Origin of the sequence: Sphingomonas naasensis, from assembly GCF_004792695.1 — a bacterium.
GTDB lineage: Bacteria > Pseudomonadota > Alphaproteobacteria > Sphingomonadales > Sphingomonadaceae > Sphingomonas > Sphingomonas naasensis.
Genome location: NZ_SRXU01000002.1, coordinates 600,282 through 620,148 on the forward strand (window position 1 = coordinate 600,282; position 19,867 = coordinate 620,148).

The following is a 19,867-nucleotide window of genomic DNA, read 5'->3' on the forward strand; positions in this document are numbered from 1 at the left end:
ATGGGCGCGACGGTTCCCGGCCCGGACGGCCAGCCGCGCTGCCGCTGGTGTGCCGGCGTGCCCGAGTTCCTGCCCTATCACGACAGCGAATGGGGCTTCCCCGTCGCCGACGATCGCCGGCTGTTCGAGAAGCTCTGCCTCGAAGGCTTCCAGTCCGGGCTGAGCTGGCGCACGATCCTCGCCAAGCGCGAGAATTTCCGCGCCGCCTTTCACGGCTTCGATGCCGAGCGCGTCGCTGCCTTCGCCGATGCCGATATCGCGCGGCTGCTCGGCGATGCCGGCATCGTCCGCCATCGCGGCAAGATCGCCGCCGTGATCAACAACGCGAAGCGGCTGCAGGAGCTGGTAAGGCAGGAAGGCTCGTTCGCCGCGTGGATCTGGCGCTTCGAGCCGAAACCCGGGGACCTCGCGCCCCCGCAGACCGTCTCGACCTCGCCCGCGTCGATCGCGCTGTCGAAGGAGCTCAAGAAGCGCGGCTGGGCCTTTGTCGGCCCGACCACCGTCTTCGCCTTCATGCAGGCGATGGGGCTGATCAACGATCATGCCGAAGGCTGCGTGATGCGCGAGCAGGCGGCCAGGGCGCGGCGCGCGTTCAAGGTGCCGGTGTCATCTGACTGAACCCGGATGGACGAACGAGCAATGCGACGCACGTCCCTGTCATTGCTGGCATTGCTCTGCTCGGCTGCGTCCTCGCCGCAGCAAGACGAGCCCCCGCACTGTCATCAGGCGGGGCCTTACATAGTCTTTTTCGAGTCGGACTCGGCCGAGCTGTCGCGAGAAGCGCGACATACTCTGGACTATGTTGTCGCAGCCAATGAGGGCGCATGTTCGTGGCCGATGGGATGGCTCGTCGGGCACACCGACACGCGCGAGCGCCCCAGCCTTGCGAGTACACGTACAAGCGCGATCTGGCGCTATTTGCAGACGCATGGATGGCGCATCGAGGCCGTTGGATCGAAAGCTTATGGTGCGAGACGACCTCGTGTCGTCACGCCGCCTGGTGTCAGCGAAAGGCAGAATCGTCGTGTGGAGATCTTCTACTCGATGATGGACGGTCCGGGGAAACCGGTACTACCATGATGGCGGTTGATTGAGGCTGTTTCTGCCGGGATCCGTCCGGAGGCCGGCTTGTTGCGCCTCGTTTTTCAGCGTCTCCGCGCGGCGCCGCTCGCCGGCCACGCCCGTCCCCTTGCGATGTAGGAGTTCACCTGCTCCGCTCGCCGCCGGCCCGGCAACTGCCGTTCCGCGCTCTTTGACTCCGTCGAGTTTCCTACCGATTTGCGCAAGAATATTTCCTACCTGCGCAATTCGAGAGTCGTTCTACCGCGACTCTTGCGACTCTAGGTCGACGAATCCCTACAAGATGCCGGCTCGGGCGTCCTACACGCGCGCGATATGGCGATCGTCACCACAGCAAACGGGCCGGCCCCGCGAGGGACCGGCCCGCTATCGTTCACCGGCGCCGCAAGCCTAGCGCCGCACGCCCATCGTGCTCTTCGCCAGCTGGCTCACCAGCCCGGGCAGGCCCTTGTAGCTCGCCTTGTGATAAGGCGAATCCTGCTCGACCATCGCAGTCAGGCGGCGATGGGCGATGCCGAGATTGTGATAGGGCACGCTCGGCAGCAAGTGGTGCAGCGCGTGGTAGCGAAGCCCCACCGGCGCCCAGAGCGCGGGCAGCAGCGCCGGCGGCGGCACGTTGACGCTGTCGAGATACTGCGCGGTCACCGTCATCGCCTCGCCTTCATTCTCCCAAAGATGCGCGACGAGCGTGCGGACCTGGTTGATCACCGTGATCGTGCCGATCACGACGAGGAAGATCGCGAAGGCGCGCAGCGGGATAATGCCGGCAACCGTCAGGCCGATCAGCGCGATCGCCCAGACGCTGGTCGCAGCTTCCTGCCAGAGCCACTGGGTCCGCGCGGCACCCTCGGCGGGACGGCGGCGGAAGGACGGGTTGATCACCAGCCCCGAATAGCGCTCGACCACCGGCTTGCGCAGCGCCGGAACGACCAGCGAGAGCGGCGCGAGCAGCGCGTAGCGGATCAGCAGCCCGACCGGCGCCAGCGCGGCGATCAGCACGAACAGCGGCAGCGACCACGGCTTCATCAGCGCCAGCGGCAGATATTCGGGATCCTCGACCGTGCCGTAGCGGGTACGGGCGTGATGGAGGTTGTGGACGCCCTCGTACATGAACGAAGGCACCATCAGCGGCACGCCGACGAGCAGGTTCCAGCCAAGCCGATAGCCGGGCACATTGCTGTGCTTCATATGGGTGATCTCGTGGATGAAGCTGCCCGCGCGATAGAGCGCGAGCACCGCCACCAGCCCGGCGAGCAGCGCGAGGCCCGGCGAGCTCAGCATGATCGCCAGCGCGAGCGCGCCATAGCCGATCACCACCGAGGCGAGCGTATCGGCCCAATAGACCAGCGGGCGCGCCTTGTGCAGGTCGCGCGCGATCTCCGCGGCGGCGCGCAGCATCGCCTTGTCGTCGGCGATGCGCCCCGCCGCGGCGCGCGTCGCCGGCGCGGCCGGTGCCGTCGCCTCGCGCAAATCCAGTGCGATAGAACTGTTCATGGGCATGTCCATTGCCTCTAGATAGTGGCTAGAACGGGGCAACAACAGGGGGATGCCGCGGCGCAGCAGGTTGTGCTTGACAAGCAGCCCCCTGAGGCCGGACTTCGGCGCACTCTCCAGAAGGTCCCCGTTCATGTCCGAACTCGCCGTCCGCCCGATCCACTCGAAGGCGGATATCAATGCTTTCGTCGAACTCGCCTATCGCCTGAACGGCGATGACCCGCATTGGGTCGCGCCGCTGCGCGACGAAGTGAAGGCGACGATCGATCCGAAGAAGAATGGCTGGTTCAGCCATGCCGAGGCGCAGCTCTTCCTCGCCGAGCGCAACGGCAAGGTGGTCGGGCGCATCTCGGCGCACATCGATCGGCTCGCGCTCGAAATGCCGCCCGAGCAGGGCTTCGGCCCCGGCACCGGCTTCTGGGGCCTGTTCGAGGCCGAGGACGCCGAGGTCGCCGCCGCGGTGATCGCCGCGGCCGAGGCATGGCTGCGCGACAAGGGCATGACCCGCGCGCTCGGTCCGGTCAGCCTGTCGATCTGGGAAGAGCCCGGTCTGCTGGTCAAGGGCCATGACCATTCGCCGACCGTGCTGATGGGCCACCACCCCGCCCGCTATCAGGGCTGGATCGAGGCGCTGGGCTATACCGAGGCCAAGAAGCTGATCACCTACGACCTCGACATCGCGCAGGGCTTTCCGCCGCTGATCCAGCGCATCGTGGCGGCGGGCGAGAAGAATGCCCGCATCAAGATCCGCAAGGTCAACAAGAAGCGCTTCGACGAGGAAGCCGCGATCATCCTCGCGATCCTCAACGATGCATGGTCGGACAATTGGGGGTTCGTGCCGCTGACCCAGCCCGAGATCGACGATGTCGGCAAGAAATTGAAGCCGCTCGTGTTCGAGGACCTGATCATGATCGCCGAGCTCGACGGCGAGCCGGTGGCGTTCATGGTCACGCTGCCCGATCTCAACGAGCCGCTGAAGCCGCTCAAGGGCAAGCTGCTGCCGTTCGGCTGGGCCAAGCTGCTGCTCTGGCTGCGCAGGCCCAAGGCCTACACGATGCGCGTGCCGCTGATGGGCGTGGTCAAAAGGCTGCAGAGCTCGCGCATGGCGAGCCAGCTCGCTTTCATGATGATCGAATATATCCGCCGCGCGGCGGTGCCCAATTATGGCGCGAAGCGCGGCGAGATTGGCTGGATTCTCGACGACAATCAGGGAATGATTGCCATCGCCGATGCGATCGAAAGCCGGATCAACCGCGAATATCTGATCTACCAGAAGCCGCTCTGAGCGGCCGGACCGCGGCGCGCAGGGGTTGCGCGCCGCGGACGGTCTTGCTTACTTCTTGTCCGCGTCGGCGGCCAGCGGATCGACGCCGGTCTTGGCGATCCACTGATCGCGGGTCATGCAGGTTTTGGCAGTGAAGATCGTGCCCGTGCTGGTCTGCGGCTTGACGCAGTAGCGGCGCTCCTTGCCACCCGCCTTGGCCGAGGCCTTGGGCGTATCGGTGGTCGGATCGGGCGCGGCGGCATAGGCGGGCGCCGTGGCACCGGCGACGAGGACGGCGGCGGCGACGAAGGCGACGGCGGCGCTCGAGATGCGGCCGGTGGTGCGATTGCTGAACATTATCCCTGACTCCTCTTACTTCAGACACCAGGCGCTCCCTCGTGCCGCCTGCATCGGAAGCATTGCATCGCCCGTGCCAGTTTTGAGTTATGTGGGATTTCAAATACTTGGCTGTATTACACTTCCAAGTCACCGCCAGAACACAGCAATACGCGCCAAGAATTGGCGGTTAATGCCGCCGACTGTCCGAAAAGGGACACCGGCCATTGTCCGGAACCGGACGCGGCCATGCGTCTCGGTGTCGTCAGGGGTCGATTGATCGCGTCGCGCGCCGCGCCTCAGCGCAGCGTCACCCAGGTCGGGGCGTGATCGCTGGCCTTTTCCCGCCCGCGATACTCCTTGTCGACGCCCGCCCCGGTCAACCGGTCGGCCGCCTGCGGGCTGAGCAGGAGATGGTCGATGCGGAACCCGGCATCGCGCTGCCAGCAGCCAGCCTGATAGTCCCAGAAGGTCCAGATCCCGCCGGCGGGGAAGCGAGTCCGCAGCGCGTCGGTCCAGCCCTGGGCGAGCAGGCTGCGATAACGCTGGCGCGATTCCGGCTGCATCAGCGCGTCGCTCGCCATCGCGCGGACCGAGAAGGTGTCGTCGTCATGGGGGATGACGTTATAATCGCCGGCGAGCACCACCGGCCGCTCCTCGGCGAGCAGCGCCTGCGCGCGATCGGCGAGCCGGTCCATCCATTTGAGCTTGTAGTCGAACTTGGGCCCCGGCTGCGGATTGCCGTTGGGCAGATAGATCGAAGCGATCACCAGATCGCCGACCTCGACCTCGATATAGCGGCTGTGCGCGTCCTCGGGATCGCCCGCGAGCCCGCGCTGGCGCTCGACCGGCTGCTGCCCGCGCGCGAGCACCGCGACGCCGTTGAAGCCCTTCTGCCCGTGCCAGACGGCGCCATAACCGGCCTTCTCGATGTCGCCGACCGGCAGCGTCTCGTCCGCGCCCTTGAGCTCCTGCAGGCAGACCAGATCGGGCTTCTGCTCGTCGAGATATTCGAGCAGGCGCTCCATGCGCGCCTTGATCCCGTTGACGTTGTAGCTGACGATCTTCATGCCCGCTGGTTAGCGGCGCGCGCGACGCAGCGCCAGCGCTACCGCCGGCGCGTCAGACCGAGAAGCTAGTGCCGCAGCCGCAGCCCGAGGCCGCGTTGGGATTGGTCACCGCGAAATGCGCCCCGCCGAGATTGTCGACGAAGTCGACCTGGGCACCGCGCACGAGATCGAGGCTGATCGAATCGACCACCAGCCGAACGCCATCGGTCTCGACGACGCTGTCGTCGCCTTCCACGGCCTCGGCCATGCCGAACTTGTACTGGAAGCCCGAACAGCCCCCGCCCTCGACCGAGAGCCGCAGGATCGCCGGCTTCGATTGCTTCGCGGCGATCGTCGCCACGCGCGCCGCGGCGGCGGGCGTGAGCGCGATGTCTGGCTGGGTCAGCGTGGCCATGCGCTGGAGATAGTGGCGCGCGCTCTGCGAGGCAATGCGGCGCGGGCGCGCCGCGGATAACAAGATGTTTACCATGACCGGCTAGCGAGAGGCGCGACAGGATGGCCGCGCTCCGAATGAACACCGCCTTGCACGATTCGCACGATCTCACCCGTGATTTGCTCGACCAGGCACTGCGCTGCGCGAGCAACGGCCTCATCCTCTTCGACGAGGACGAGACCGTCCAGCTCGTCAACGAGCGGCTGCACAGGCTGTTCGGCATGCCGCACGGCGCCGTGAAACCAGGCGACAGCCTGAGTGACTTCCTCCACGCGTGCGGCCGTGCTGTCGGCTGGGATGCCGAGCGCACCGCGCGGATCCTCGAGAATCACCGCGCATGGAAGGTCGAAGGGCGGGATCGCACCGTCGAGCACCGGCTCGACGGCGGCGGCATCGTCCGCGTGTCGTTCCGCCCGCGTCCCGGGCGCGGCGCGGTGCTCACCTATGACGACATCACCAACGAGCGCCGGCTCGAGGAGATTGCCGAGGAACGCGCCGGCGCGGAGCAGCAGTTCCGCACCGAGATCGCCCACACCGTCAGCCGGATCGCCGAAGCCGCCGTCGAAGTGAGCGCGACCGGCGACGGCGCCGAGCGCGCGATCGCCGCAGCCTCCGCAGGAACCGGCGAGCTGGTCACCGCCGCCGAGCAATCGGCCGAGGCGATGAGCGCCGCGGCGAGCACCGCCGCCGCGATGTCGTCGGTGATCGCGAGCATGGCCGATGAGGCAGGCCGCGCCGCGCTCGGCACCGCCAGCGCCGCTGCCGATGCGCGCCGCACGCTCGATCTCTCGGAAAATCTCGCGACCCATGCGCAGGAAATCGGCTCGATCCTCGACTGGATCCGTGACATCTCCAGCCAGACCAAGCTGCTCGCGCTCAACGCCACGATCGAGGCCGCCCGCGCCGGCGATGCCGGGCGCGGCTTCGGCGTCGTCGCGCAGGAAGTGAAGTCGCTCGCCGAGCAGACCGCGCGCGCCGCCAACGAGATCTCGGGCAAGATCGACGGCATCCGCGCCGCGACCGAGCAGGTGGTCAGCGCCAACAGCGCGATCGAATCGGGGCTCGACGAGGTGCGCCAGCAGGCCGATCGCATCCAGGCGACGATCGAGGAGCAGCACGTCCAGGTCAATGTGATCGTCTCGGCGGTCGACGAGACCGCCCTCACCGCGCGGCAGATGGCCGACAACATCCTCGCGGTCGACAGCAACACCCGCGCGCTGGGCAATGCCGTCGGCGAAGTGAGCAGCACCTTCGGCCAGGTGCGCCAGCTCATCGAGCATCTCGAGGCCGGATCCGATCGCTTTCTGCGCGCCCGCGCCTGAGCACCTCCCCTTTTCGGCGAAAGCTCAGCTTTTGCTCATGATTGCCAGCCGTGACCCGTGACACGCCGTGCCTCGCATTCGAGGCAGGGGAGCAGAGCGATGGCAGTGATCGACAGCGATGGCGGCATGCGGCGCACCCCGCCCTGGCGGATCCTCGGCTGGGGCGCGGCGGGAACCGTGCTGCTGCTCCCCTTGCTCGTCGGCGCGCCCTGGAGCGGATCGGACTATGGGGTGATGGCTTTGCTGCTCGGCGGTGCCGGGCTGCTGCTCGAGCTCGCGGCGCGCGCCTCCGGTGATCGCACCTATCGCGCCGGCGCCGGGGTCGCGGTCGTCGCCGCCTTTCTGCTGCTGTGGGTCAATGGCGCGGTCGGCGTTCTCGGCGACGAGGACAATCCCGCCAATCTGATGTTCGTGGGCGTGCTCGCCATCGCGCTCGCCGGCGCCTTCGTCGCCGATTTCCGCCCTGCAGGCATGGCGCGGGCGATGCTCGCCACCGCGGCGGCGCAGCTGCTGGTCGGCATCGTGGCGCTCGCGGCGGGGCTCGGCTCGCCCGGCTATGCCGGACTCTACGAGGTCGTGCTGGGCACCGGCGTGTTCGGCGGGCTCTGGCTGCTCTCGGCCGGATTGTTCCGCAGAGCGGCCGTCTGAGGTGAGATTTTCATTCAAGAAGAGGTGTTTGCCGCGTCAGGCGTGATACAATGAAAGGATGGATTTCGAGGTAACCATGCGCGACGCTCCGTCCGCGGCGCTCCGGCGCCGTGCTCGTCCGCGCGCGCGTGGCAGGAGCTTCGGAGGCGGCACCGCGTCGTGAGCGAGGCCCTGCACCAGCGCGAGCGGATGCCGCGCAAGAACCTGATGCTCGCCGCGACGATCGAATCAGCCGGCTCGCGCGCGCCGGTGCGCATCCGCAATCTTTCCGAGACCGGCGCGATGCTCGACGGCGCGGCGCTTCCCGGGGCCGGCGCGGCGCTGGTGCTGCTGCGCGCCGACATTCAGGTCGCCGCCAAGGTCGTCTGGCGCGAAGCCGGGCGCTGCGGGATCTGCTTCGACAATGTCGCGGCATCGGTCGACGAATGGGTGACCGGCAAGCGCGCGGCGACCTTCAACGGCCAGCAGGGTCAGGCGCGGGTGGACGCGATCCAGAGCGCGGTCCGCAGTGGCGCGATGCTTCCCTCCGAACCCGCGCCGGGCGCCGGCGGGGCCTTGCGCCCGGGCGAGCTCGAGCAGCGCATCTCGGAAGAGATCGTCTATGTCCAGCGGCTGATCGACGCGCTCGGCGAGGAGCTGGTCGAGGATCCGGTGATGCTCCAGCGCCATTCGCGGGTGCTGCAGAATCTCGACCGCGCCAGCCAGGTGCTCGCGCATCTCGGCAGCGTGCTGGCCGCGCCCGATCGCGCCGGCGCGGCGCAGGCGATCGCGATGCAGGATCTGCGCGAGCGCCTGCTGCGAAAGCCGATTTTCTAGAAGTTTCGCCGAAAAGGCGGTGCCGGGGTCAGTGCCCCGGCACTCCTCTCCTGCCTCTTACTTCGCGGGACCGCCGACGCCGCCCTGCGCGCGGTTCTGGACCGCGGTCAAATATTCGCCGGTCTGGAGGAAGGGGATCGGATTGACCGCCTTGCCGTCGACACGGACTTCATAATGGAGGTGGCTGCCGGTCGAGCGACCGGTCGAGCCCATCAGGCCGATCATCTGCCCGCGACGCACGCGGGTGTTGTCGGCGACGAGGATCTTCGAGAGATGGCCGTAGCGGGTCTCGATGCCGCGGCCATGGTTGATCTGCACGAGATTGCCATAGCCGCCCTGGCGACCGGCATGGCTGATCACGCCGTCGGCGGTGGCGTAGATCGGCGTGCCGATCGTGCCGGGGATATCGACGCCGGCGTGCATCGCGGCAGTGCCGCGGAACGGATCCGAGCGGACGCCGAAGCTCGAGGTGAACTGGAGCTTGTCGACCGGCTGCATCGACGGGATCGAGATCACCGTCTGCTCGAGCGCGTCGAGCTTCTTCCAGGTCAGGAACAGCGCGCGGAACTGCGCATCGGCGCTCTCGGCCGAATCCGAACCGGCGGTGCCTTCGTTATTGTCGTCCATCGGCTCGTACGGGCCGCCCATACCGCCCTTGACGAAACGCTCGGGCGCGAGGCCGAGGCGGCGGAAATGGCTGGCGGTCTGCTGATAGCGCGCTTCGCCCGCGAGGCGGGCCTTGCCGGCGAGCGCCGCCTGGCGCTGCTCGACCTGACGCAGCGGCGCGAGCATCTCGTCGGCGACGGCGCTGGTCTTCGGCGCAGGCGCGGCGACGGCGCCGTCGAGCGCGACCGGATCGACCTTGCCGTTGAGCACCGCGGAGATCAGCGCCTGGCGCTGCTCGACGCGCGTCGCCTGGAGCTTCGCGGCCTGCTTGGCGGCGGCGACTTCGGCCTGCATCTTCGCGACCTGCGCGCGCATCTGGGCGACCTGCGCCTCGGGCGAACCGGGCGCCGCGTTCACGCCGCTGACGGCAATCGCGCCGGCCATCGCCTGCGACACGCCATAGCCCGAGAAAAGCACGGTGATCGCCGCGGCACCGGCGAGAAGCGCCTGGGTGCGGCCGGCAATGCTGAAACGGCGCAGATCGCGGCCGTCGTGGAAAATAAAATCACGGGTGGTGAAAAATTGACGGAACCGTTCGGCCAGGTTCGCATTTTTGTCGTTCGAAACGTTAGCCATGAGTCCCCGGCGGTCCAAGGCAAGCGCGCACCGATGCGACCCGGTGATCGGCTTACAAAAATTCCAACGATCCAGTTGCAGCCCCTCCGCGTCTGGACGGTTGGGTTTTGGCCAGAGAAATCAGGGAACCGCAAGCGCTGCGTAGTAACCACGCGTCAGACCGGCTGACTCGCGCGCCGAGTCGTTGAATGGAGGTTTAATCAGCCCGCGAAAATAGGTGCGAACAAGGCTGTGCCACGTCGTTTCCGGGTTAATATTTTGTTCACGACAGGCTGATTCGAACCACCGGGTGCCGGCCCGGACATGACGCACTTCGTCGGTCAGGATCCGGGTCAGTATCTTCGCCGTAGCGACGTCGCCCACCATCTGAAATCGCTCGATCGTCGAAGGGGTTACGTCGAGCCCCCGCGCCTCCAGCACCATCGGCACCACCGCCAGCCGCGCCAGCGAATCATGCGCGGTCGCGGCGGCGGCGTCCCACAATCCGTCATGCGAGGGCATCGCGCCGTAGTGGCTGCCGAGTTGCTTCAATCGGCGGTCGAGCAGCGCGAAATGCATCGCCTCGTCGGCGCCGACCTGCATCCAATCATCGGTGAAGCTGCGCGGAAATTGTCCGCCGAACCGCCCCACCGCATCGAAGGCGAGGTCGATCGCCGCGAACTCGATATGCGCCAGCGCGTGGATCAGCGCGACGCGGCCGCGTTCGGATCCGCCCTTGCCGCGCTTGGGCATCCGGTTGGGCGGCAGCAGCTCGGGCCGGTCGGGCCGCGCCGGGCGATCGGGCATCGCCACGTCGAAACGATGGTCGAGCCGCCCCAGCCGCCAGTCACGCGCGGCCGCGCGCGCCGCCTTGATCTTGGCTAGTGGCGCATCGGCGTCGAGCACCGCCCGCGCCGCCTCGGCGACGCTGCGCCTCACTTGCCGAGCATCTCCTTCGCCGCGGCGAGCACTGCCTCCGCGTGACCGGGCACGCGCACCTTGCGCCATGCGCGGAACAGCTTGCCCTCGCCGTCGAACAGGAAGGTCGAGCGGTCGATGCCCATGTAGCGGCGCCCGTAGAGCTGCTTCTCGATCCACACCCCGAACGCTTCCATCACCGTCCCGTCATCGGTGGCGAGCGGCACGCTGAGATCGTATTTTTCGGTGAATTTACGATGCTTTGCGGCACTGTCCTTCGACACGCCGAGAAGTTCGACGCCGAGCGCTGCGAACTGCGGCAGCAGCGCCGAGAAGTCCTGCGCCTCGCGGGTGCAGCCGGCGGTGTCGTCCTTGGGATAGAAATAGAGCAGCAGCGGTCCGCCGCGCTCCGCCAGCGCAATACGTCCGTCGCTCCCTTCCAGCGTCAGCGCGGGAAGCGCGTCTCCGGGCTCGATCATGGCACGTCTCCGTCAGCCACCGGCGCGGATCGCCGCCCAGCAGTCGGCGACCTCCTGCCGGGTTCGTTCGAGCGAGGCAACCACCGCGTCCCACGAAGCGAGCCCCATCGCGCGCGCGATCAGCGCCTGCGTCGTCTCGCCGGGCGGCTGCGCGTCGGGGGCGACCAGCCGCAAGGTCACCAGCAGCCGCGAGAGCAGCGCATGCGCCTCGATCATCGTCGCGGACATCAGCCCCTGCTCGGCCAGCAATCGGATCGCCTCGCGCAGCCGCGGGGTGAAAGCGGTCTTGTGACGCAGCTGGAGCACGTGCACCGCGAATTCGAGGTCGACCAGTCCGCCTGGCAGCAGCTTGGCGTCGAGCGGCCCCGCCGGGGGTTTGTGCGCAGCCATCTCGTCGCGCATCTTCACCGCATCGGCGAGGATGTCGCGTTCGGGCCGCGCCCCGTTCAGCACCGCGTCGACGATCGCCTGCACCGCGCCGCGCGCCTCCGACGAGCCGAAGATCGGCCGTGCCCGGGTGAGCGCCATATGCTCCCAGGTCCAGGCGTCCTCGCGCTGATAGCGCTCGAAGGCATCGAGCGACACGACCAGCGGCCCCTGCGCCCCCGAGGGCCGCAGCCGCGTGTCGACGTCGTAGAGCGGCCCCGCCGCGGTGGGCACCGAGAGCGCCGCGGTCACGCGCTGGGCCAGGCGGTTGTAATAGGTCACCGCGCCCAACGGCTTCGCGCCGTCGGATTCGGCGGCATAGTCGCCGGTGAACAGATAGACGAGGTCGAGATCCGAGGCGTGGGTGAGCGCCTGCCCGCCCATCCGGCCGAGCGCGAGGATCACCAGCTCGCTGCCGGGCACCCGGCCATGCGCGCGCTCGAACTCGGCGATGGTGGCCGCGGCCAGCACCTCGATCGCCGCCTCGGCGATCCGCGCATAGCCATAGGATACCTCGATCGGATCGCTCGCCCCCGCGACGATCTGCGCGCCGAGCGCAAAACGTTTCTCGCCGACCAGCCGCCGGACATGCTCGAGCTGCCATTGATAGTCCGCGCCGCGCTCGCGCGCCGCCATCGCGTCGATCAGCTCCGGCACCTCGGCGACCGGCTCGAGCGCGCTCGCGTCGATCAGCCCGTCGAGCAGTTCCGCGCGGCGGCCGAGCTGTTCGGCGAGGGTCGGCGCGTGGCACAGGATCGCGCTCATCAGCTGGCGCAGCCCGGGCTGCGCCTCGAGCAGGCGGAAGAAGTTGATCGCGCTCGGCAATCGCGAGAGCATCGCGTCGAAGCGCGTGATCGCGTGGGTGCTGTCCGGCGCCTGCGCGAAGGCGTCGATCAGCCCCGGCAGCAGCGCCTCGAGCGCCTCGCGCGCCTGCGGGCTGCGCAGCGCCGGATAGCCCCCGCCGCGCCAGCCCTCGACGATCCTGAGCGCGCCCGCGGGATGATCGAATCCGAGCTCCTTGAGCCGGGCCTCGAGCGTCGCGGGATCGGCCGGCAGCCGCGGCTCCTCCTCGCCGGCGAGCCCGTCATAGACGCGCCCGACCCGCTCGACATGCGGCCGCAGCCGCGCGATCAGCGCCGCGCCATCGTCCAGCCCGTGCAGCGCCGCGACATTGTCGAGCGCCTCCGCGCCCGCCGGCAGCATATGCGTCTGGAGATCGTCGACCATCTGCAGCCGATGCTCGACGGTGCGGAACTCGACATAGGCAGCGGTCAGCGCCGCGGCATCTTCCGGGTCGATTCGCCCCGCCCCGGCCAGCGCCGCCAGCGCGTCGCGCGTCGCCGGCACGCGCAGCTCGGGATCGCGCCCGCCATGGATGAGCTGATGGATCTGCGCGAAGAACTCGATCTCGCGGATGCCGCCACGGCCGCGCTTGAGATCATATCCCGGCCCGAACGCCTGCGCCTGCGCATAATGGTCGCGGATCCGACGCGAGATGTCGCGGATCTCGCGGATCGTCCCGTAATCGACCGCGCGCCGCCACACGAACGGGCGGATCGCCGCGAGGAAATGCTCGCCCAGCGCGCGGTCGCCGGCGCAGGCGCGCGTCCGGATGAACGCCGCGCGCTCCCACGGCAGCGCCTGCGATTCGTAATAGGAGATCGCCGCCTCGACCGGCAGCGCGATCGGCGTGACTTCGGGCGACGGCCGCAGCCGAAGATCGACGCGCATCACATAGCCGTCGGCGTCGCGCGACTGGAGCAGTTCGATCACGCGCCGCCCGATCCGTACCGCCGCCTCCTCGACTGCCTCGCGCGGACGGCACGGCAAGGTTGCGGGATCGAAGATCAGGATCGGGTCGATGTCGGACGAATAATTGAGCTCGCGACTGCCCAGCTTGCCCAGCGCGATTGCGGCGAAACCCTGCGGCTCGGCATCGGGCGTCCGCTCGCGGATCGCGGCGCGGATCGCGCGATCGAGCGCATCGTCGGCGAAATCGCTCAGCAGATGCGTGACACGGGTCAGGTCGAACCGCCCCGAGAGATCGCCCAACGCGACGAGCAGCGCCAGACGCCGGCGCTCGAGACGCAGGCGTCGCGATACGGGAAGGTCCTCGTCGAGCATCCGCGCAGTCGCAAGCGGGTCGGCGAGCGCCCCGTCGAGATTTTCGAGCAGCTGCGACTCGCGATCGAGCAGCATTGCGAGGAAGGGCGCATGACGCCGGGCGACGTCCACCGCGGTCGACAAGTCACCGGAATTCATACGGATACCCCTTGTCGATACGGGGCGAGAACAACACATTTACAATTGTCAAGCAACAAATGTGAATTCAGGACGTTTTTATCCCGTGACCCGCACGTCATCCTTTTCCGCCCCCGAGGCCCAGAGCTGCGCTTACCGTGTCGAACGGCCCCGCGCCAGCGACGCGATCGCCGTGTCGCTCCGCGACGCATTCGATCGCGAATCGGGACTGCCCGAAGACATGGCGGCGCTGCTGCGCAGGCTGAACCAGATCCTGCCGCACTGAGGCCGCGCGCGTTTCCGCGCACGGCCCGGCAAGCTCGAAACAAATGAAGAAATGCTATTCCTGCCGCTCGCGGCTGAGATCGTCGACTTCGCCCATGATCGTGTCGAGCGCGCTCTTGCCACCCGGATTGGGGAGGCTTTCGCGACGCGAAGGCAATTGCCCCTCGGTCAGCAGCGCCTCGAGCGCGACGCGCCCGCGCGCGACGCGGCTCTTGATCGTGCCGACCGCAACGTTGCAGATCTCGGCTGCCTCTTCATAGGCGAAGCCGCCCGCGCCGACGAGGATCAGCGCCTCGCGCTGCGGCTGCGGCAGATGGAGCAAGGCGCGCTGCATGTCGTTCAGTTCGACGTGCCGATCCTGGCTCGCCGGCGCGGCAAGCAGCCGGTCGGCGACCAGATCGTCCCACTCGCCCTTGAAGCGCGCGCGGCGCATCTGCGAGAGATAGAGATTGCGCAGGATGATGAAGGTCCAGGCACGCATGTTGGTGCCCGCCTGGAAGCGCTGGCGCGCCGCCCACGCCTTGAGCAGGGTTTCCTGGACGAGATCATCGGCGAGGTCGCGGCTGCCCGAAAGCGATCGCCCGAAGGCGCGCAAATGCGGGATCACCGTCGCGAGTTGCTTCTTGAACTCGGGATCGGAGAGCGCGACGTGCTCACGCGGCGCTTCCACCTCGTCGCGATCGTCAGGCTGTTCGGACTCAGTCATTCGATCCCGCTCAATTGCACGTGCCGGATTAGGGCGCTGATTGGAGATAGGCGGCGCGGACGCGATTGCCAGCATTTTCGGATCGGCTCCGGAAATCAGAACCAAAGGATGATGGCGAAGGCGATGACCACCAGCGCCAGGCCGAAGCCCAGCACATAGCGCGTCATGTGCGGCGTGGCGCCGGCGCGGGCCTCGTCGGTGGAGACATGGATGGGTTCGTTGTTCTCAGCCATGCCCCACTCAACCCGTCAAAACCGTTTTGGCTCCGTATCGGGTGGAACCCGCGCCGATTTTTTCACGCCGCGGCGGGCACCGTGGCCTGATCGAAGAACAGCGCCTGGCTGATCGTGGTCTTCACCGTCTCGCGCTGGAACGGCTTGGTGATCAGGAAGGTCGGCTCGGGCCGCTCGCCGGTGAGCAGCCGCTCGGGGAAGGCGGTGATGAAGATCACCGGGACGCTGAATTCGGCGAGGATGTCCTTCACCGCGTCGATGCCCGAGCTGTCGTCGGCGAGCTGGATGTCGGCGAGCACGAGGCCCGGGCGATCTTCCATCGCCAGCGCCACCGCCTCGTCGCGGGTGACCGCGACGCCGGTGACCTCATGGCCAAGGTCGCGGACGATCTGCTCGAGATCCATAGCGATCAGCGGCTCGTCCTCGATGATCATCACGCGGGTGCGCGTCTGGCGCTCGATTTCGGCGACGGCCTCGGCGACGAGCGTCGAGACCTGACCCGGCTCCTCCTCGATCAGATAGCCGGCATCCTCGATGCTGAAACCCTCGACCGTGGTCAACAGCAGCGCCTGGCGCGAGAGCGGGGTCAGGCGCGAAAGCCGCTTGCGGGCGATCATCTCGGCCTCGTTGCCGCTATCTTCGATGATGTCTTCTTCCTCGAGATGCGTCGACTGCCAGATCGCTTGGAAGGTCCGGTAGAGACCCAGCCGGGGATCGACCTCGCGCGGGAACTGATCGGGCGCCGCCACAATGGCTTCGAGCGCCGCGCGCACATAGCGATCGCCCTCGGCCTGGCTGCCGGTGAGCGCGCGTGCGTAACGGCGGAGCAGAGGAAGGTGCGGCGCGAGTTGCTGTCCAAGCGACATAAGGGAATTCTTCTCCTTCGAGTGCGCGGGCCGCTTTCTCGCGCCCCGACGCTGGTATTGCAATCACTTCTGCTTTCCGAAGGAGCCCCTCCCCGGATTTCGCATCGCCTGTGGAACAATCGACGCGCTATTTGGTTTCATCGACCAATCCCGTGGTGCACGACGCGCCACGGGAGCGCTTGCGCTCCGGCGTCATGACGTTAATCGGGCAATGGGTGCTCATGCGTATTTCACAGTCCGGGTCCCGGACGATCGGGTCCTCACGGGGGGAATTGGTGCGTTCCGCTAAGGATGAAACAAAGAGGCCGCCAAAGCCACAAGGCGGGACGGAGAGCAGCAAACCCAACCGCAATTTGGGCGATGCGCTGCGCCAGGCCTATAACGAGGCTGTTCGCGAAGCCGTGCCCGATGATTTGCTCGACCTGCTGAAGAAGCTCGACTAGCCAAAGTAGATGGAGAGCACGGATCTGGAGCCGCGTGCGAGGGGTCCCGCGGCGGCGCTGGCGCGCATGCCCACCGGGGCGAAAGTCTTCCTGATCCTCGTCGGCGCCCTGCTTCCGCTCGCGCTGATCGCGCTGTTCACCACGCTTCAGACCACCCGCACCGCGGATACCGAGGCGCGCGCGCGGCTGCGCGCGATCGCCGCGGAGAGCTCGGGCGTCGTCGACAACGCCCTCGGCAATCAGGTGAGCCAGATGACCCGGGCGCTCGCCGCGCTTGAGCAGAACCCGCACGACGCGCCGAGCTGCACCCAGCTCGCGGGCAGCTTCGCGGCGCAAGGCAATGTCCGCTTCGCCATCGCCGACCCGCAGGGACGCATCCTGTGCGGGCAACGCTTCTCGCTTCCCGCCAGCGCGGCGTCGCCCCATCCCGCCGAGATGCGGGTCATGTTCCTCGACGACGGGATGGCGATCCGCCTTGCCGGCGCGATGGGGATGACGGCTACCGCATGGTATCCGGTATCGGCGCTGGCGGCGCTCGCCCGCCCGAGCGGCTTCGTCCCCGACTATGGCGCTGCGCTGGTCCGCGGGGACGAACATCTCGTCCTGCGCCATCTCGGCGGCGGCGAGAGCCCGCTCGGTCGCCGCGAGACCGTGCGCAGCGAGCTCTCGCTCGACAATGTCGCGCTCGAAATGTCGACGCCCGGCGCGCCGATCACCTCGCCGCTGATCATCGCCACGGTGCTGCTGGTGCTGATGTGGATCGCGGCGGCGGCGATCGGCTGGTTCGTCGTCGATCGCCTGCTCATCCGCCCGCTGCGCCGGTTGCGGACCAGCGTGGGCAATTATCGGCCCGGCGAGGTCCTCGACATGAAGCGTTTCGGCGCGATGCCCGCGCAGGAGATCCGCGAGCTCGGCGACACCTTCCAGCAGATCACCCGCACCGTCCAGCTGCACGAGGCAGATCTCGCCGAGGGCCTGGTGCGCCAGACCCGGCTGACCCGCGAGGTCCATCACCGCGTGAAGAACAACCTCCAGGTGATCTCGAGCCTGATCAATTTCCACGCGCGCGGCGCGAAGAGCGGCGAGGCGACCGAAGCCTATGCCTCGATCCAGCGGCGCGTCGACGCGCTCGCGGTGGTCCATCGGCATCATTATGCCGAGCTTGAGGAGAATCGCGGGCTCGAGCTGCGCTCGGTGATCGGTGAGCTCGCCGCCAATATCCGCGCCACCGCCCCGGAGCGCGCGGCGGGGCTCGGCATCACGCTCGAGATCGAGCCGCTGCTGGTCAATCAGGACGTGGCGATCGCAGTCGCTTTCCTGATCACCGAGCTCGTCGAGCTCGCGGTGAACTGCAATCCGACGACGCATGTCCGCATCTCGATCAAGGGCGATCCCGAATCGGGCGAGCGCGCGATTCTGCGCGTCAATTCGCCTGCGCTCGTCGAAAGCGCCGAGCTCGTGGCGCTGCTCGAAGGGCGCTATGGCCGCGTGATCGCCGGGCTCGCCCGCCAGTTGCGCACCCGCCTGCATCACGACCCGCTGGTCGGAGCTTATGAGGCGTCGATCGCGATTACCGGGCGTCCCTGAAATTTTTTCGAAAAATGCGGGAGCCGTGGGAACCCGGTACCAGGATGCACGTTCTGCTCTTCGGATAGTGACCTTTTGCCCCCCCGCTCTCGCTATCCAAGACATGGGCCCGGAAGCGTCAACCCTCCCCCCCCCGGTGACGCTTCCGGGCCTAACACTTTCTGACATCAGCGAATTTCCGAACCGCTTCCGCGGCGGCTTCATGCCTGTCGCGGAACGATTCCGGATGCCCGGGCATTTTTCCCCCGCCACAAGCTGGAGAGTTTCAATGCGCAAGATTTTCACCTGTGCCGCGCTTGCCGGTGCGATCCTCGTCTCGGCCTGCAACACCGTCGAAGGTGTCGGCCGCGACGTTTCCTCGGCGGGTGACACCGTCGCCAAGACCGCCGACGACGCCAAATAGGCCGTCAGCAAGGTTTTGCACGAATGCCCCTCCCCTTGCGGGAGGGGTTTTTCGTATCAGGCCACGGTTTCGCTTTCGCTCTCGGCGGCCCGCTCGCGCCGCCGCCGCGTGAACCAGATCGCGATCAGCGCGAGAAAATACAGCGCTACCAGCGGCACTGCGAGCAGCAGCTGCGAGCCGACATCGGGCGGCGTCAGCACCGCCGACAGCGCGAATGCCCCGACCACCGCATAGCGCCACGCGCCCTTCAATTGCTCAAAGGTGACGATCCCGGCATGCTCGAGCAGCATCAACAGCACCGGCAGCAGGAACGAGATGCCGAAGCCGAAGATGAACTGCATCACGAACTTCAGATAGTCGTTCACATCGGGCAGCGCCTGCTGGTTGACCCCGGTATCGCCGAGCTGGCCCTGGAAGCTCAGCAGGAATTTGAGCGCGACCGGAATCGCGACGAAATAGGCCATGCAGGCGCCGGCGATGAACAGCACCGGCGTCGCCAGCAGGAAGGGCAGCAGCGCCCGCTTCTCCTTGCGGTAGAGCCCGGGCGCGACGAATTGCCACAGCTGGTTGGCGATCACCGGGAAAGCCAGCATCAGCGCCGCGAAAAAGGCGATCTTGATCTCGACGAGGAAGCCGCCGAACACCTGCGTGTTGATGATCGTCTCCTGCCCCGCCGCCTTGAGCGGCGCGACGAGCAGCGCGAAGATCGTCCGGGCGAAGTAGAGGCAGCCCGCGAACGCCACGACGAGCGCCGCCAGCGACCAGAGAAGCCGGCGCCGGAGCTCGATCAGATGTTCGAGCAGCGGTGCTTGGGTGTCGTCGATGTCTCTCACGATTGCGGCTCGTCCGGCGTTGCGACCTTGGGCTTGCGGGTGCGCTTCGGCTTGGCCGGAGCCGGCTCGGCCGCGGCATCCTCCGGCAGAAGCGCGGGCTGCTCGACCATCACCGGCGCGGCGTCGGCCGCGATCTCGTCGGATGCGAAATGCTCGGGCTGCGGCGCGGGCAGCGACGGCGTTGGCGGATGCTCGCGCATGATCCGCTCATTCTCCGCCGCCCATTGCTTCTCGAGCTCGGCGAGTTCCGATTCGCGGATCATCGTGTCGATCCCCGAGCGGAACTGGCGCGCCACCGCGCGTGCCTTGCCCACCCATTTGCCGACGAAACGCATCGCCTTGGGCAGGTCCTTGGGCCCGATCACCAGCAGCGCCACGATGGCGACAACCAGCAACTCCTGCGGCGCTACGTCTAACATTCGGCACTGCCTCGGGGCGCGCCGCTGCCGGCGCGCGGGTCAATGGTGGAAGGAATCGGACTCAGCGCTCTTCGCGGGTACGCTCGGCTTCGGTCTGGAAGCTCGCATCGGGCGTCGGGGTCGGCTTGCCCTCGATGCGGGTCGGCGCCGGCTTGTCGTCGTCGTCCTCGGCCATCCCCTTCTTGAACTGCTTGATGCCCTTGGCGACGTCACCCATCATGTTGGAGAAGCGGCTGCCGCCGAACAACAAAATGACGAGCACACCGACGATCAGCCAGTGCATCAGGCTCATGCTACCCATGGGAAATCTCCTCGTATCGGGGTCTATCTAGGCGCGGCGCGCG

At 67.4% G+C, this 19,867-nt stretch carries 24 protein-coding genes; 10 read left to right on the forward strand and 14 right to left on the reverse strand.

Features of this window, described 5'->3' with window-relative positions; translation table 11 throughout:
- Both E5A74_RS07875 and E5A74_RS21435 read left to right on the forward strand, forming a co-directional pair.
- Nucleotides 1–618, forward strand: coding sequence for a DNA-3-methyladenine glycosylase I (locus tag E5A74_RS07875; RefSeq protein WP_135983681.1), 618 nt, complete (start codon nucleotides 1–3; stop codon nucleotides 616–618).
- A 21-nt stretch (nucleotides 619–639) separates the two neighbouring features.
- Nucleotides 640–1,080, forward strand: a complete 441-nt coding sequence (locus E5A74_RS21435) for an OmpA family protein (protein ID WP_166745686.1) — start codon at nucleotides 640–642, stop codon at nucleotides 1,078–1,080.
- A gap of 390 nt (nucleotides 1,081–1,470) precedes the next feature.
- Here E5A74_RS21435 and E5A74_RS07885 read toward each other — a convergent pair whose 3' ends face one another.
- The gene (locus E5A74_RS07885; protein WP_135983683.1) at nucleotides 1,471–2,574 is read right to left on the reverse strand and encodes a fatty acid desaturase family protein; all 1,104 of its coding nucleotides are present in this window, start codon (nucleotides 2,572–2,574) and stop codon (nucleotides 1,471–1,473) included.
- A 133-nt stretch (nucleotides 2,575–2,707) separates the two neighbouring features.
- On the opposite strand from E5A74_RS07885, the gene E5A74_RS07890 reads away from it, so the two are divergent.
- The gene (locus E5A74_RS07890) at nucleotides 2,708–3,859 is read left to right on the forward strand and encodes an N-acetyltransferase (RefSeq protein ID WP_135983684.1); all 1,152 of its coding nucleotides are present in this window, start codon (nucleotides 2,708–2,710) and stop codon (nucleotides 3,857–3,859) included.
- Between the two features lie 48 nt (nucleotides 3,860–3,907).
- On the opposite strand, the gene E5A74_RS07895 is transcribed toward E5A74_RS07890, so the two are convergent.
- The 3 genes from E5A74_RS07895 to erpA form a co-directional block, all read right to left on the reverse strand.
- Nucleotides 3,908–4,195 (reverse strand): hypothetical protein, encoded by a 288-nt coding sequence (locus E5A74_RS07895; RefSeq protein ID WP_135983685.1) that lies wholly within the window; start codon nucleotides 4,193–4,195, stop codon nucleotides 3,908–3,910.
- A gap of 278 nt (nucleotides 4,196–4,473) precedes the next feature.
- Nucleotides 4,474–5,244 (reverse strand): exodeoxyribonuclease III, encoded by a 771-nt coding sequence (gene xth, locus E5A74_RS07900; protein ID WP_135983686.1) that lies wholly within the window; start codon nucleotides 5,242–5,244, stop codon nucleotides 4,474–4,476.
- Between the two features lie 52 nt (nucleotides 5,245–5,296).
- The gene (gene erpA / locus E5A74_RS07905) at nucleotides 5,297–5,638 is read right to left on the reverse strand and encodes an iron-sulfur cluster insertion protein ErpA (RefSeq protein ID WP_135983687.1); all 342 of its coding nucleotides are present in this window, start codon (nucleotides 5,636–5,638) and stop codon (nucleotides 5,297–5,299) included.
- Nucleotides 5,639–5,739: 101 nt separating this feature from the next.
- On the opposite strand from erpA, the gene E5A74_RS07910 reads away from it, so the two are divergent.
- The 3 genes from E5A74_RS07910 to E5A74_RS07920 all read left to right on the forward strand — a co-directional run bounded on the left by E5A74_RS07910 (nucleotide 5,740) and on the right by E5A74_RS07920 (nucleotide 8,463).
- Nucleotides 5,740–6,999, forward strand: coding sequence for a methyl-accepting chemotaxis protein (locus E5A74_RS07910; RefSeq protein ID WP_135983688.1), 1,260 nt, complete (start codon nucleotides 5,740–5,742; stop codon nucleotides 6,997–6,999).
- A 99-nt stretch (nucleotides 7,000–7,098) separates the two neighbouring features.
- Entirely contained in the window at nucleotides 7,099–7,647 is a 549-nt protein-coding gene (locus E5A74_RS07915) for a hypothetical protein (RefSeq protein ID WP_166745687.1), read from the forward strand.
- Nucleotides 7,648–7,806: 159 nt separating this feature from the next.
- Nucleotides 7,807–8,463: a PilZ domain-containing protein gene (locus E5A74_RS07920; protein ID WP_135983689.1), complete on the forward strand. Its 657-nt coding sequence runs from the start codon at nucleotides 7,807–7,809 to the stop codon at nucleotides 8,461–8,463.
- Nucleotides 8,464–8,520: 57 nt separating this feature from the next.
- On the opposite strand, the gene E5A74_RS07925 is transcribed toward E5A74_RS07920, so the two are convergent.
- From E5A74_RS07925 to E5A74_RS07940, 4 genes are all read right to left on the reverse strand, one after another.
- Nucleotides 8,521–9,705, reverse strand: a complete 1,185-nt coding sequence (locus tag E5A74_RS07925; protein ID WP_135983690.1) for a M23 family metallopeptidase — start codon at nucleotides 9,703–9,705, stop codon at nucleotides 8,521–8,523.
- 120 nt (nucleotides 9,706–9,825) lie between these two features.
- Nucleotides 9,826–10,623 carry a ferritin-like domain-containing protein gene (locus E5A74_RS07930; RefSeq protein ID WP_240699720.1) on the reverse strand — a complete coding sequence of 266 codons (798 nt, stop codon included), beginning with the start codon at nucleotides 10,621–10,623 and terminating at the stop codon, nucleotides 9,826–9,828.
- Nucleotides 10,620–11,081: a peroxiredoxin gene (locus tag E5A74_RS07935; protein ID WP_135983692.1), complete on the reverse strand. Its 462-nt coding sequence runs from the start codon at nucleotides 11,079–11,081 to the stop codon at nucleotides 10,620–10,622. The genes E5A74_RS07930 and E5A74_RS07935 overlap by 4 nt, the downstream gene beginning before the upstream one ends.
- A 12-nt stretch (nucleotides 11,082–11,093) precedes the next feature.
- Nucleotides 11,094–13,769: a bifunctional [glutamine synthetase] adenylyltransferase/[glutamine synthetase]-adenylyl-L-tyrosine phosphorylase gene (locus tag E5A74_RS07940; RefSeq protein ID WP_135983693.1), complete on the reverse strand. Its 2,676-nt coding sequence runs from the start codon at nucleotides 13,767–13,769 to the stop codon at nucleotides 11,094–11,096.
- A gap of 85 nt (nucleotides 13,770–13,854) precedes the next feature.
- On the opposite strand from E5A74_RS07940, the gene E5A74_RS07945 reads away from it, so the two are divergent.
- Nucleotides 13,855–14,034: a hypothetical protein gene (locus tag E5A74_RS07945; protein ID WP_135983694.1), complete on the forward strand. Its 180-nt coding sequence runs from the start codon at nucleotides 13,855–13,857 to the stop codon at nucleotides 14,032–14,034.
- A 54-nt stretch (nucleotides 14,035–14,088) separates the two neighbouring features.
- Here the strand turns inward: E5A74_RS07945 and E5A74_RS07950 are convergent, their stop codons facing one another.
- The 3 genes from E5A74_RS07950 to E5A74_RS07955 all read right to left on the reverse strand — a co-directional run bounded on the left by E5A74_RS07950 (nucleotide 14,089) and on the right by E5A74_RS07955 (nucleotide 15,838).
- Entirely contained in the window at nucleotides 14,089–14,739 is a 651-nt protein-coding gene (locus E5A74_RS07950) for a sigma-70 family RNA polymerase sigma factor (RefSeq protein WP_135983695.1), read from the reverse strand.
- A gap of 95 nt (nucleotides 14,740–14,834) precedes the next feature.
- Entirely contained in the window at nucleotides 14,835–14,972 is a 138-nt protein-coding gene (locus E5A74_RS20880; protein WP_166745688.1) for a hypothetical protein, read from the reverse strand.
- A 62-nt stretch (nucleotides 14,973–15,034) separates the two neighbouring features.
- Nucleotides 15,035–15,838 (reverse strand): response regulator, encoded by an 804-nt coding sequence (locus E5A74_RS07955; RefSeq protein ID WP_135983696.1) that lies wholly within the window; start codon nucleotides 15,836–15,838, stop codon nucleotides 15,035–15,037.
- 110 nt (nucleotides 15,839–15,948) lie between these two features.
- On the opposite strand from E5A74_RS07955, the gene E5A74_RS07960 reads away from it, so the two are divergent.
- The 3 genes from E5A74_RS07960 to E5A74_RS07970 all read left to right on the forward strand — a co-directional run bounded on the left by E5A74_RS07960 (nucleotide 15,949) and on the right by E5A74_RS07970 (nucleotide 18,271).
- On the forward strand, nucleotides 15,949–16,281 hold the full coding sequence (locus E5A74_RS07960) for a NepR family anti-sigma factor (RefSeq protein ID WP_135983697.1): 333 nt from the start codon (nucleotides 15,949–15,951) through the stop codon (nucleotides 16,279–16,281).
- Nucleotides 16,282–16,290: 9 nt separating this feature from the next.
- The gene (locus E5A74_RS07965) at nucleotides 16,291–17,868 is read left to right on the forward strand and encodes a sensor histidine kinase (RefSeq protein WP_240699721.1); all 1,578 of its coding nucleotides are present in this window, start codon (nucleotides 16,291–16,293) and stop codon (nucleotides 17,866–17,868) included.
- Nucleotides 17,869–18,136: 268 nt separating this feature from the next.
- Nucleotides 18,137–18,271 (forward strand): entericidin A/B family lipoprotein, encoded by a 135-nt coding sequence (locus tag E5A74_RS07970; protein ID WP_135983698.1) that lies wholly within the window; start codon nucleotides 18,137–18,139, stop codon nucleotides 18,269–18,271.
- Between the two features lie 56 nt (nucleotides 18,272–18,327).
- On the opposite strand, the gene tatC is transcribed toward E5A74_RS07970, so the two are convergent.
- The 3 genes from tatC to E5A74_RS07985 all read right to left on the reverse strand — a co-directional run bounded on the left by tatC (nucleotide 18,328) and on the right by E5A74_RS07985 (nucleotide 19,824).
- Nucleotides 18,328–19,104, reverse strand: a complete 777-nt coding sequence (tatC, locus tag E5A74_RS07975) for a twin-arginine translocase subunit TatC (protein WP_135983699.1) — start codon at nucleotides 19,102–19,104, stop codon at nucleotides 18,328–18,330.
- Nucleotides 19,101–19,523 (reverse strand): Sec-independent protein translocase protein TatB, encoded by a 423-nt coding sequence (gene tatB / locus E5A74_RS07980; RefSeq protein WP_135983700.1) that lies wholly within the window; start codon nucleotides 19,521–19,523, stop codon nucleotides 19,101–19,103. The genes tatC and tatB overlap by 4 nt, the downstream gene beginning before the upstream one ends.
- 61 nt (nucleotides 19,524–19,584) lie before the next feature.
- Nucleotides 19,585–19,824: a twin-arginine translocase TatA/TatE family subunit gene (locus E5A74_RS07985; protein ID WP_135983701.1), complete on the reverse strand. Its 240-nt coding sequence runs from the start codon at nucleotides 19,822–19,824 to the stop codon at nucleotides 19,585–19,587.
- Nucleotides 19,825–19,867: the final 43 nt, after the last annotated feature.